The organism is Bacillus cereus group sp. BfR-BA-01330, assembly GCF_022663885.1.
Taxonomy (GTDB): Bacteria; Bacillota; Bacilli; order Bacillales; family Bacillaceae_G; genus Bacillus_A; species Bacillus_A cereus.
Window position 1 is genome coordinate 248,945 of the sequence record NZ_JAKUGK010000002.1, and the last position, 12,672, is coordinate 261,616.

The following is a 12,672-nucleotide window of genomic DNA, read 5'->3' on the forward strand; positions in this document are numbered from 1 at the left end:
TTTCTCCTTTGAATATGTTTAAGAAAAAGGAGGAGAGGATAATGTATTATTATTACGTACCTCAAGTATATCCATATGTAAATTATTATCCGGTTTATGATACGAGTAGACAATACGAATTATATCGGCAACAACAATTACAGCAATTATCACAAATACCACAAATACCACAACAACAGCCTACACAGGAAAAAAAACCATATTTAACAACATGGCCATATTCCAATGTGTACTATGGTAATTATTACGAATCATAAAGCTGCTTCTATTTAGAAGCAGCTTTATACGTTTGTTTTCAAAATTAAATTTTGAATGGTTTGAAGAGAATGAATGAGCTTTTCGCGCTCTTCCTCAGATAATGTTTGGAAATTTTCTTTTAGTTTGTCTAAAATGAATTGCTGATACTGATTTACTAATAATTTCCCTTCAGCTGTTAGGGAAATTAAAATGACCCGTCGATCTTTTTCGCTATAATGACGCTCTATTAGTTCTTCTTGAATAAGTTTGTTTAATAGAGGTGTCATGTTAGGCCGTGAAATCGCTAGCCGCTTGCCGATTTCGGAAACTGCTAATGTGCCGTTTTCATGCAAAAGCAGTAATACTTGTGTATGTGATGGCGGCATATGTCTTTGAGAAGAAAATTCTCCAGGAAGCATAAATTTGCGATAAAAAAGAGGCACTAGCGAAAGAAGATGATCAACAATACGTTCCCACTCGCGTGATTCCATATAAAGGCCCCCTTCCACTCTCATTGTAACAAAAAAGACATGTTATAAAAATAGAATTGTTTCATGGGAATTTTAATATTTGTAGGCCAACACTTTTTTTGTAAATGAATCGGCAATAATCGTATAGCCTTTATCATTTGGGTGTACTTGGTCAAAGAGCAATTCTTTTTTATCATTCGATATTAATTTACGAATTGGCAAAACGATAGATGGTTGATTCACTTTTGCAATGGAATAAACGGATTCATTCCAGCCGTCTAAAAACATATCTGCATAACTTGCGATGGAGTCATCGAGTTGTAATGGGTTATAGAGTTCAGAAAGAATGAGTAAAGCATCCGGATTTTGATCTCGGACTGTCTTTACAATATTTTTTACATCCGCTTCAAAATGAGCTTTTTCTTTATTTAACATTTTAATACCGTCTATAACACCGACATCACGATTTAAGCGAAATAAATTATTTCCTCCAATATTAATGGTAATGATATTTGCTGCTCTAATTTTTTGCTTTACATCTTCTGATTGAACTTTTTTAGCGAGACGATCTGTTGTAAGACCGTTTATCCCAAGGTTTTCTACAGTAATTGGTTTATGAATTTGTGCTTCTATTTGTTTAGAGGCTAATTCAGCAAATCCACCTTGTGTTGATCCATATCCTTTGGCGAGCGAATCACCTAGTACGAGATGATAAAAGGAATCGTTTGTTTGCTTATCAATCCAACTTGGAGTAGATGTTTTTTCTGTTTTTTCTTCGGGTTCATTTTGTTTTGTCTCGTCGTTCTTTTCAAAATAAGAATAAGAAATGATCAGAAGGAGGAGACAAACAATTGTTAAGATGACTTTTTTCATAAATTCATCCTCCTTGTAATTGGTAATTGTATCATATTCAGCAGTATTAGCAATGTAAGGGCATATTATATGTTTATGAAAAGTTTATAATAACTTTACAGAAAATTTGTTGAAGTTTGTCAAAAAATATTGACGATAGGAAAGAACTTTATATATGATAATGTCAGATAAGGTGAAATTTTAATTAGTGGGAGCTTTATTTCCTATTAATTGTTAGTCTTCATCAATCGAGCGTTTAAGGGGACTACTCGTTAGCGCAGGGTGAAATGAAAATTGTGTCTCTAATAGAAGAAAAAAGGTATGTGGTTAGAGACAGATAGGGATTCATTTCATTATTTCTGGTAATTGTATAAGGGGGATTTTTTGTGAAAAAGTCAAAAAAAATGCTAGCTGGAGCAACTCTTGCGATTGGTGTTATAGCACCGCAAGTAATGCCAACAACAGCTCATGCAGATGAGAACGCTGGGGAGAGTACAGTTAACTTACGAATTCTAGAAACATCAGATATTCACGTTAACTTAATGAATTACGATTATTATCAAACGAAAACAGATAATAAAGTAGGTCTCGTACAAACGGCAACACTCGTTAATAAAGCACGTGAAGAAGCGAAAAACTCTGTCCTATTTGATGATGGAGATGCATTACAAGGGACACCGCTTGGAGATTATGTAGCAAATAAAATAAAAGATCCGAAGAATCCTGTGGATCCTAGTTATACACATCCATTATATCGTGTAATGAATTTAATGAAGTATGACGTCATCTCTCTTGGGAATCATGAATTTAACTACGGTTTAGATTATTTAAATAAAGTGATTGAAAAAACGGATTTCCCGGTTATTAACTCGAATGTCTATATAGATGACCATGATGGTAATGATGAGAATGACGAGCATTACTTTGATAAACCATATCATATTTTAGAGAAAGAAGTAGTGGATGAAGCAGGCCAAAAACAAATAGTGAAGATTGGTGTAATGGGATTTGTTCCACCACAAATTATGAATTGGGATAAAGCGAATTTAGAAGGAAAAGTAAAGGCAAAAGATATTGTGCAAACAGCGAAAAAATTAGTTCCGGAAATGAAGGCGCAAGGTGCGGATATTATAGTTGCACTAGCGCATTCAGGTGTTGATAAGAGTGGATACAACGAAGGAATGGAAAATTCATCGTTTTATTTAGCGACAGAAGTTCCTGGCGTAGATGCAGTATTAATGGGACATTCACATACTGAAGTGAAGGATGTATTTAATGGTGTTCCAGTTGTAATGCCTGGTGTCTTTGGAAGTAACTTAGGTATTATTGATATGCAATTGAAAAAGGTAAACGGAAAATGGGAAGTACAAAAAGATCAATCTAAGCCACAACTTCGCCCGATTGCTAATAGTAAAGGTACCCCATTAGTAGAATCTGATCAAAAATTAGTTAATGAAATTAAAGATGAGCATCAAGCGACAATCGACTATGTAAATACACCTGTAGGTAAAACGAAAGCACCAATTAATAGTTATTTTTCATTAGTACAAGATGATCCTTCCGTACAAATTGTGACAAATGCGCAAAAATGGTATGTAGAACAAGAACTTAAAAAACCAGAGTACGAAAAGATTAAAAATATTCCGGTTTTATCTGCAGGCGCACCATTTAAAGCAGGTGGCCGAAACGGTGCTACATATTATACGGATATTCCAGCTGGAACGTTAGCGATTAAAAACGTTGCAGATTTATATGTATATCCAAATACGTTATATGCTGTAAAAGTAAATGGGGCACAAGTGAAAGAATGGCTTGAAATGTCTGCAGGTCAGTTTAATCAAATTGATCCAAAGAAAACAGAAGAACAGCCGTTAGTAAATATAGGGTATCCTACATATAACTTTGATATTTTAGATGGCTTAAAATACGAAATTGATGTAACACAACCGGCGAAATACGATAAAGATGGAAAAGTTGTAAATGCAAATACGAATCGTATTGTAAATATGACATATGAAGGTAAGCCAGTAGCTGACAAGCAAGAGTTCATCGTCGCTACAAATAACTATCGTGGAAGTAGCCAAACGTTCCCAGGTGTAAGTAAAGGGGAAGTTGTATACCAATCACAAGATGAAACACGTCAAATCATTGTGAAGTATATGCAAAAAATAAAAGATATTGATCCAGCAGCTGATCAAAATTGGACATTTAAACCGATTGTTGCAGATAAATTAAATACAACATTTGATTCTTCACCAAATGCACAAAAGTATATAAAGAAAGATGGAAAGATTTCATATGTTGGACCATCTGAAAATGAATTTGCGAAATATGCAATTGATATAACGAAGAAAAATGATGATAAAGAAACTGGTGAAGGAAACCCAACAACACCGCCAACAGGTGGTGGAGAAAATCCGACGACACCACCAAAAGGTGATGGAGAAAACCCAACAACACCGCCAACAGAAGAAGGTAATAATGGTAATGAACCAAAGCAAGATGGAAACAATACTGGATCTGGACAAACTACAACAGATGATCAAAATACAAAAGAAACAACAACTGTAAGTGAAAATAAAGAAGCTGAAAAAGATGAACGTGATTTACCGAAAACAGGTGCAAGTATTGCTTCTACAATTGGAGCTGGTCTTGCGTTTGTTGGAGCGGGATTACTTCTGTTATTTAGAAGAAAGAAAGCGAATAGATAGTCAAGAAATATAAAAAGGATTACCGATTTGGTAATCCTTTTTGTTATATTATGAAACTGGTACTGCTTTTTCTTTTTTCCATGAAAGACCGAATCCAGTAAAACCGACAATAATGGTTACGACTGGACATGCTAAACAGAAGATTGCGTATGGCAGGTAATCGAATGTTGGAACGCTAAGAACGTTTGTTAAGAATACGCCACTTACACCCCATGGTACGAGTGGATTAATTACTGTACCAGCATCTTCTAATACTCGTGATAAATTACGACGTTCTAAACCGACTTCATCGTATTTATTAGCAAATGCTTGTCCTGTTAAAACGATGGATAAGTACTGCTCACCAAGTAAGAAGTTTACACCAATTGCAGTTGAAGCAGTAGAAATAATTAAGCGTGTACTAGTTTTTACGAAGCTAGAGATAATATTCATCAGCTGCGCTATAATACCCATTCCTTGTAATAATCCTCCCATACAAAGAGCTAGGAAAATAAGAGCAATTGACATCATCATACTTTGCAGGCCACCGCGAGATAATAAGCTATCAATATCTTTGATACCAGTTTTAGAAACGTAACCGTCTTGCATAATTTTAATTAAATCAGCTAAAGAAGTGCTAGGTTTAAAAATAAAGAGAATAATAATTCCTACCACAATTCCTGCAAGTAATGTTGGAACTGCGGGTACCTTTTTAAATGCGAATAGGAACAGTAATAAAATAGGAATCAGTGTAACGATAGAAATCGTTGCATTTTTTTCTAGTGTGTTAATAAATGCTGAGAAATCAACGTTTCCACCAGATCCGCTTCCTAAAATGAAAAATGCGATAAAAGCAATAATGAAAGCTGGAACTGTTGTCCAAAGCATGTTACGAATATGTTCAAATAAATCTACACCCGTTACAGCAGGCGCTAAGTTTGTTGTATCAGATAAAGGAGACATTTTATCTCCGAAGAATGCACCAGAAATAATTGCACCAGCAATAAGAGCTGGATCGTATCCAAGGGCAGTACCCATTCCCATAAAAGCAAGTCCTACAGTTGCAGCAGTTGTAAAAGCACTACCGATACTCGTTCCAACAATTGCACAAACAACAAAAACAGTTGGAACGAAAATTTTTGGAGATACAAGCTGGAAGCCGTATACCATTAAAGTCGGAATAGTTCCAGCTGCGATCCAAACGCTAATTAATACGCCTACAAGTAAGAAAATAAATATAGATGGAATACCAGCTGAAATACTACTAATCATCCCTTTCTCCATAGTAGACCAAGAGATTCTCTTTAGGAATCCAAATGCTAATAAAAGAACGATACCAAATAAAATTGGAATGTGTGGTGAAACTTCTAATTGAATAACACTAAAACCAATACAGAAAAAGATAAAAATTGTTAAAAGAACAGACTCAATTTTTGAAACCATTGTTTTCCCCTCCTAAGTAATGTAAAATAGCTCTTTTTTATATAAAATTCGCCAATATTGTATATTTCCTTCTAAAATTTAGAATTTTGTGACAAATTATCGGTAATTGTTAGTCCTTCTATATGATACGGAAATGATTGGATAAAAAAACGTCCCTGCATATAATTATGCAGGGACGAAGAAATCGCGGTACCACCCTAGCTTGTGAAATGAATGCGTCACAAAATAAAGGGTCATATGATATGCGCTTATAAAATAAAAAACGCCCCTGCAATATATGCAGGGACGAAAAATTCGCGGTACCACCCTAAATTGTGAAACAGTGTCGTTTCACCACTCTTTAGACATAACGGTCTATAACCGTCTTTCACTACTCCTCACGTTTCGTAAAAGAAGCTCCAGGGGGTAATTCATAATTCGCTCTGTACTGGTTCGCACCGACCACCAGCTCTCTGAAATCAGAAATCGAAATACTACTAAATCCTATCAACGCCGATTCATATGATGTTAGTTAAATTTTTATCATATATTCATCATACATGTCAATAAAAATATGTGATATTTTTTTAGGGAAATAAAGGAGATAGGTTTTAACACTAAAAAATGTGCGTTATAATGAATTTGAAAGGGGAGGAAAGAGTGAAGAAAAAAATAATTCTTTTTACCACCTTACTAGTCATTGGCGGAAGTGCTGGCATTTACACAGCTTTTGCAGCTGAATCAGAGCAAGCGAAGCAAAAGCAAGTACAGCAGTCAGAAGTGAAGAAAGCGAAAGAAGCGGAAGAGAAGAAGTCGATGGAGAAAGCAGCTACGAAACTAGGGGTTTCTAGTGATGGAAAAACAAAAGAAGAAATTACGAAAGAAGTAAATAAGGCTAGATTTGAGCAGCGTCATGATTTATTAATTGAGCATGCGAAGCAGCTTGGAATTAATACAGAGGGAAAAAAAGATGAAGAAATTATTTTAGAAATTGGAAAGATACAGCATGGAAAGTAGAACAACTTATCGTATGATAAGTTGTTCTTTTTTAAGAACTATTTGATTTTAAAATAATTGACAGTCATTCGGATTTAATGTTAACTATATTTATAAACAAGTTAACATTAGGGGTGACAATTGTGACAATAAATAGTAGAACGATTGAAAAATCATCTTATACATATGAAGAATTAGCAGAGAAAAATAAAGCTTACGTATGGCACCCATTTACACAAATGAAAGATTATTTAGAAGAAGATCCTGTCATTATTGAACGTGGAGAGGGAAGAAAACTATACGATGTAAATGGTAATGAATATTGGGATGGTGTTTCATCTATATGGTTAAATGTTCACGGACATCAAGTACCGGAATTAGATGAAGCAATTCGTGAGCAATTAAATAAAATTGCTCATTCTACTATGCTAGGACTTGCTAACGTTCCATCTATTTTATTAGCAGAAAAAATTATTGAGGTTGTACCAGATGGATTGAAGAAGGTATTCTATTCTGATTCAGGCTCTACCGCTGTTGAAATTGCAATTAAGATGGCTTTCCAATATTGGCAGCATAAAGGGAAACCAAAGAAACAAAGATTCGTTACATTAAAAGAAGCATATCACGGTGATACAATTGGAGCTGTTTCAGTAGGAGCAATAGACTTGTTTCACCAAGTGTATAGTTCGCTCTTATTTGATGCGATTAAAATGCCGTATCCATATACATATCGTTCTCCTTACGGAAATAATAAGGAGGAAATTGTAAAAATCCATTTAGAAGAAATGGAAGAATTGTTGAAAGAAAAGCATGAAGAAGTAGCTGCCATCATTGTAGAGCCATTAATGCAAGGTGCTGGCGGAATGATTACAATGCCAAAAGGATATTTAAAAGGACTGCGCGATTTATGTACAAAGTACAATGTATTATTTATTACAGATGAGGTAGCGACTGGATTTGGGCGTACAGGGAAAATGTTTGCGTGTGAACATGAAAATGTGACGCCAGACATTTTAACTGCTGGGAAAGGTTTAACAGGTGGATATTTACCAATTGCAGTTACGGTAACGACAGATGAAATATATAATGCCTTCTTAGGAGAATATGAAGAACAAAAAACATTTTTCCATGGACATAGCTACACAGGTAATCCGTTAGGGTGTGCCGTAGCAATCGCGAATCTAGAACTATATGAAAAAACAAATTTAATAGAAGAAGTGGCACGTAAAACGGATTATGTGACAGCGCAATTAGAAAAGCTCTTTGCGTATAAACATGTAGGTGATATTCGTCAGTGCGGATTAATGGTTGGTATTGAGCTTGTGAAGAATAAGAAAACGAAAGAAGCGTTTGACTGGACAGAAAGAGTCGGTGTTCAAGTATGTAAACGCTCAAGAGAGCTGGGTATGATTTTACGACCGCTAGGTAACACGATTGTATTTATGCCACCACTTGCTTCTACTTTTGAAGAGATTGATGATATGTTACGCATTTTATATAAGGCAATCTCAGATGTTACGGAGGGAGAATAATGAGTGGTTTTTTCATAACAGCAACTGATACTGAAGTTGGAAAAACAGTAGTTGCAGGTGCTATAGCAGGTGTATTTAGAGAATTAGGATATAACGTAGGGGTATATAAACCGTTACAAAGTGGGCATGTTGCATCAAACCCTGAGGGAGATGCGGCAAGGTTAAAATCATTATCAGGTGTACCGACACCAGAAAATGAAATTTGCCCTTATTCTATTGAAGAACCACTTGCTCCGAGACTTGCCATGAAAAGAGCTGGAAGAGTAGTAAAGTTAAAAGAAATTACTGATTACTATAATGAACTATTAAAAGAGTTTAATAGCTTATTTGTAGAAGGAGCAGGTGGGCTTGCTGTCCCATATACAGAAGATGCTTTAGTAATTGATTTTGCAAAAGAATTACAGTTGCCTCTTATTGTAGTAGCTCGTCCTACATTAGGAACAGTAAATCATACAGTGTTAACGATTGCTTACGCAAAGGCGCATGGTTTAACCGTAGCGGGTGTCATTTTATCAGGTTGCAAAGAATGTGAAATGGAAAGAGTGCAAGAAAATAAAGAGATGATTGAAGAGCTGAGCGGGGTACCAGTTTTAGGATTATTGCCATTCTTTGCAGGTGAGTTTACGAAAGAAGAAGTATTAGAATCTGCAAAAGAACATATTATGATTTCAAAATTAGAGGAGTTTATCCAAAATGAATCAAACGTGGCGGGCGCACCTTCAATCTAAATTACAACAATTACATGAGCAAGGGCAGTATCGTGATTTGCATGTAACAGAGAAGGCAGAAGAGACTTGGCTTATTCGAGATAAAAAAAGGATGTTAAATTTAGCGTCAAATAATTATTTAGGGTTAGCTGGAGATGAAAGGTTAAAAGAAGCTGCTATTGCCTGTACAAAAAGATATGGAACTGGAGCGACTGCCTCTCGTCTCGTTGTAGGAAATCATCTATTATATGAAGAGGTTGAGAGAAGCATATGTGACTGGAAAGGTACTGAAAGAGCTTTAATTGTAAATAGTGGGTATACGGCAAATATAGGTGCCATATCTTCTTTAGCCTCTCGGCACGATATTGTTTTTAGTGATAAGTTAAATCACGCAAGTATTGTTGATGGAATCATATTAAGCGGGGCAGAGCATAAAAGGTATCGTCATAATGATTTGGATCATTTAGAGAAGTTGTTGAAAATGGCTTCGCCTGAAAAAAGGAAATTAATCGTAACAGATACCGTTTTTAGTATGGACGGTGATACTGCGTATTTGAGAGATTTAGTACAGCTGAAAGAGAAATACGGGGCAATCATTATAGTCGATGAAGCACATGCGAGTGGAATATATGGAATCGGCGGAGCTGGGTTATCTCATATAGAAAAAAATCTTTCTCAAAAAATTGATATACATATGGGGACGTTTAGCAAGGCTTTAGGGTGTTATGGTGCGTATTTGACAGGTGATGAAATTTATATAGAGTATTTACAAAATATGATGAGAAGCTTTATTTTTACTACAGCCTTACCACCAAGTACGTTAGGAGCAGTGCAAAAAGCAATTGAAATTGTAAAAGAAGATAACGAAAGAAGAGAGAACCTTATAGCAAACGGAGAATACTTCAGAACTAAATTAAGGGATGCTGGTTTTGATATTGGAAATAGTTCAACTCATATTGTACCGATTGTAGTCGGTTCAAATGAACATGCTTTACGGTTTAGTAAAAGGTTGCAAGAGGCAGGGATTGCGGCTATTGCAATTCGTCCGCCAACTGTGCCGGTTCATAGTTCTCGAATTCGCTTTGCAGTTACATCGCAACATACAATAGCTGATTTAAAATGGGCTATTGACCGAATTATCCACATTGCGAAAGAAGAGGAGCTTTTCGTATGAATGAGCTAAAGATTATTTTTATCCCCGGATGGGGAATGGAAGAGAATATTTGGGATTTAGTACTTCCGTATTTTAAAGGATATTCTGTTCAATGCATAGATTGGCGTAATGTGAAAGAACGAAGTGAATTTGCGGAACGAATTATAGATGTAGCGCATAATGACAACGTAATATTGGTTGGATGGTCACTAGGAGCGTTAGCAGCAGTTGAAGCTTATAAAAAGATTCAGGCAAAAGGCATCGTATTAATTGGTGGTACTGCTAAATTTACAAATACGAGCGATTACAGTAACGGATGGAATGCTTTGCATGTAGAACGGCTGAAAAGGAATTTGGCGAGAAGGAAAGAAGATACGCTCAAGCGGTTTTATGAAAATATGTTTACGAAAGATGAGCTAAAAGAGAATAAAAACTTTGAAGACATTGTAGACCGTTTTAAAGGTGATTCTATTCAGTCTTTACAACTAGGTTTAGATTATTTAATAGAAACAGATATGAGAGAAGAACTAAAAGAAATTAAAGTACCTATACTACTTATTCACGGAGAACAGGATGTAATATGCCCATTGTCTGCGGCACGTAGTATGACGGAGAATAGCAGCAGCGAGCTGAAAGTAGTAATTGAAGCAGGGCATGCATTATGTGTGACGAATTTTGAATATTGCGCAAATGAGATAATTCAATTTGTAGAGGGGATACGACATGATCAACAAAACGTTACTACAAAAACGGTTTAATGGGGCAGCCGTATCTTACGATCGATATGCAAATGTACAAAAAAAGATGGCACATTCATTACTTTCAATCTTAAAGGAACGATATAGTGAAACGGCATCAATACGTATTTTAGAACTAGGATGCGGGACGGGGTATGTAACAGAGCAATTATCAAAGTTATTTCCGAAATCACATATTACAGCAGTTGATTTTGCTGAAAGTATGATTGCGATTGCGCAAACTAGACAAAATGTAAAAAATGTAACGTTTCACTGTGAAGATATTGAGCGATTACGATTAGAAGAATCATATGATGTCATTATTTCAAATGCTACATTTCAATGGTTAAATAATTTACAACAAGTGTTAAGAAATTTATTTCAACATTTGTCTATAGATGGGATATTACTCTTTTCAACGTTTGGACATGAAACATTTAAAGAATTGCATGCTTCGTTCCAACGTGCGAAAGAAGAAAGAAATATAAAAAATGAAACATCGATTGGTCAACGTTTTTATTCAAAAGATCAGTTGCTTCATATATGTAAGATAGAAACAGGGGATGTGCATGTTTCTGAAACATGTTACATAGAGAGTTTTACAGAAGTTAAGGAGTTTCTGCATTCTATTCGAAAAGTAGGAGCAACTAATAGCAATGAAGGATCATATTGTCAAAGTCCCTCACTCTTTCGTGCGATGCTACGCATATACGAAAGAGACTTCACGGGAAATGAAGGGATAATGGCAACGTATCATGCTTTATTTATACATATAACAAAAGAGGGGAAGAGATGAAATGAAACAAGTACAAACAAAAAGGGATTGGAAAAAACTTGCATACGACGTAGTGGAAGAGAAGATGATTACAAAAGAAGATGCAATAGCGATATTAGAAGCTGATGATACAGAAGTTTTAGAAATTATGAATGCGGCTTACATTATTCGCCATCATCACTTTGGTAAGAAAGTAAAATTGAATATGATTATTAATACGAAATCTGGATTATGTCCTGAAGATTGTGGATATTGCTCACAGTCTATTATTTCAGAAGCACCGATTGATAAATATGCATGGTTAACGCAGGAGAAGATTGTAGAAGGGGCACATGAAGCAATACGCCGTAAAGCAGGTACATATTGTATTGTAGCGTCTGGTCGTCGTCCGACGGATAAAGAGGTAAATCACGTAATTGGAGCAGTTAAGGAAATTCGTGAAACGACAGACTTGAAGATTTGTTGTTGTTTAGGTTTCTTAAATGAAGATCAAGCAGGACGTTTAGCGGAAGCAGGCGTGCACCGTTATAACCACAACTTAAATACACATGCAAATAATTACGATAGTATTTGTTCAACTCATACGTATGATGATCGTGTTGATACAGTTCAAAAAGCAAAACAAGCGGGCATTTCCCCATGCTCTGGAGCGATTTTTGGCATGGGAGAAACAATTGAAGAGCGTGCTGAAATTGCATTTGAATTACAACGTATAGATGCAGATTCTATCCCTTGTAATTTCCTTGTTGCTGTAAAGGGGACACCTCTTGAAGGGCAAAAAGAGTTAACGCCAGTAGAATGTTTAAAAGTACTGGCAATGATGCGTTTTGTAAACCCGACAAAAGAAATTCGTATTTCAGGAGGACGTGAAATCAATTTACGTTCTGTACAGCCAATCGGTTTATTTGCAGCAAATTCTATTTTTGTCGGGGACTACTTAACGACAGCTGGACAAGAGCCGACTGCAGACTGGGGTATGATTGCAGATTTAGGATTTGAGATTGAAGAGTGTGCATTATAAGATAGATGAAAAAGCAAACTTGTAAAAGGGTTTGCTTTTTTTGTAAATAAAATGTAATAAATAGTTGTGAACGCCTGTTA

The 12,672-nt window shown here is 35.7% G+C and carries 12 protein-coding genes and 1 other annotated feature; of the genes, 9 read left to right on the forward strand and 3 right to left on the reverse strand.

Features of this window, described 5'->3' with window-relative positions; all coding sequences use genetic code 11:
- The first annotated feature begins 41 nt into the window (after positions 1-41).
- Positions 42-257: a hypothetical protein gene (locus tag MR112_RS07105; protein ID WP_000291955.1), complete on the forward strand. Its 216-nt coding sequence runs from the start codon at positions 42-44 to the stop codon at positions 255-257.
- Positions 258-281: 24 nt separating this feature from the next.
- On the opposite strand, the gene MR112_RS07110 is transcribed toward MR112_RS07105, so the two are convergent.
- Entirely contained in the window at positions 282-728 is a 447-nt protein-coding gene (locus MR112_RS07110; protein WP_000445819.1) for a MarR family winged helix-turn-helix transcriptional regulator, read from the reverse strand.
- A gap of 72 nt (positions 729-800) precedes the next feature.
- Complete coding sequence (locus tag MR112_RS07115; protein ID WP_000755838.1) at positions 801-1,580, reverse strand: GDSL-type esterase/lipase family protein; 780 nt, start codon at positions 1,578-1,580, stop codon at positions 801-803.
- Positions 1,581-1,945: 365 nt separating this feature from the next.
- Here MR112_RS07115 and cpdB point away from each other — a divergent pair, with 365 nt between their 5' ends.
- On the forward strand, positions 1,946-4,270 hold the full coding sequence (gene cpdB / locus MR112_RS07120) for a bifunctional 2',3'-cyclic-nucleotide 2'-phosphodiesterase/3'-nucleotidase (RefSeq protein ID WP_000748649.1): 2,325 nt from the start codon (positions 1,946-1,948) through the stop codon (positions 4,268-4,270).
- Positions 4,271-4,318: 48 nt separating this feature from the next.
- On the opposite strand, the gene nhaC is transcribed toward cpdB, so the two are convergent.
- Entirely contained in the window at positions 4,319-5,692 is a 1,374-nt protein-coding gene (gene nhaC, locus MR112_RS07125) for a Na+/H+ antiporter NhaC (protein WP_000253736.1), read from the reverse strand.
- Between the two features lie 278 nt (positions 5,693-5,970).
- Positions 5,971-6,191 (reverse strand) — a binding site (T-box leader).
- Between the two features lie 140 nt (positions 6,192-6,331).
- On the opposite strand from nhaC, the gene MR112_RS07130 reads away from it, so the two are divergent.
- The 7 genes from MR112_RS07130 to bioB all read left to right on the forward strand — a co-directional run bounded on the left by MR112_RS07130 (position 6,332) and on the right by bioB (position 12,592).
- Complete coding sequence (locus MR112_RS07130; RefSeq protein WP_000726896.1) at positions 6,332-6,688, forward strand: hypothetical protein; 357 nt, start codon at positions 6,332-6,334, stop codon at positions 6,686-6,688.
- Between the two features lie 77 nt (positions 6,689-6,765).
- The gene (bioA, locus tag MR112_RS07135) at positions 6,766-8,199 is read left to right on the forward strand and encodes an adenosylmethionine--8-amino-7-oxononanoate transaminase (protein WP_002041775.1); all 1,434 of its coding nucleotides are present in this window, start codon (positions 6,766-6,768) and stop codon (positions 8,197-8,199) included.
- Entirely contained in the window at positions 8,199-8,927 is a 729-nt protein-coding gene (gene bioD, locus MR112_RS07140; RefSeq protein ID WP_000012473.1) for a dethiobiotin synthase, read from the forward strand. Before bioA ends, bioD begins: the two co-directional genes overlap by 1 nt.
- On the forward strand, positions 8,893-10,080 hold the full coding sequence (bioF, locus tag MR112_RS07145; RefSeq protein ID WP_001077293.1) for an 8-amino-7-oxononanoate synthase: 1,188 nt from the start codon (positions 8,893-8,895) through the stop codon (positions 10,078-10,080). Before bioD ends, bioF begins: the two co-directional genes overlap by 35 nt.
- Positions 10,077-10,817 carry an alpha/beta fold hydrolase gene (locus MR112_RS07150; protein ID WP_242244872.1) on the forward strand — a complete coding sequence of 247 codons (741 nt, stop codon included), beginning with the start codon at positions 10,077-10,079 and terminating at the stop codon, positions 10,815-10,817. The genes bioF and MR112_RS07150 overlap by 4 nt, the downstream gene beginning before the upstream one ends.
- The gene (gene bioC, locus MR112_RS07155) at positions 10,783-11,592 is read left to right on the forward strand and encodes a malonyl-ACP O-methyltransferase BioC (RefSeq protein WP_000608913.1); all 810 of its coding nucleotides are present in this window, start codon (positions 10,783-10,785) and stop codon (positions 11,590-11,592) included. Before MR112_RS07150 ends, bioC begins: the two co-directional genes overlap by 35 nt.
- 1 nt (position 11,593) lies before the next feature.
- Positions 11,594-12,592 carry a biotin synthase gene (gene bioB, locus MR112_RS07160; protein ID WP_000815856.1) on the forward strand — a complete coding sequence of 333 codons (999 nt, stop codon included), beginning with the start codon at positions 11,594-11,596 and terminating at the stop codon, positions 12,590-12,592.
- Positions 12,593-12,672 lie beyond the last annotated feature (80 nt).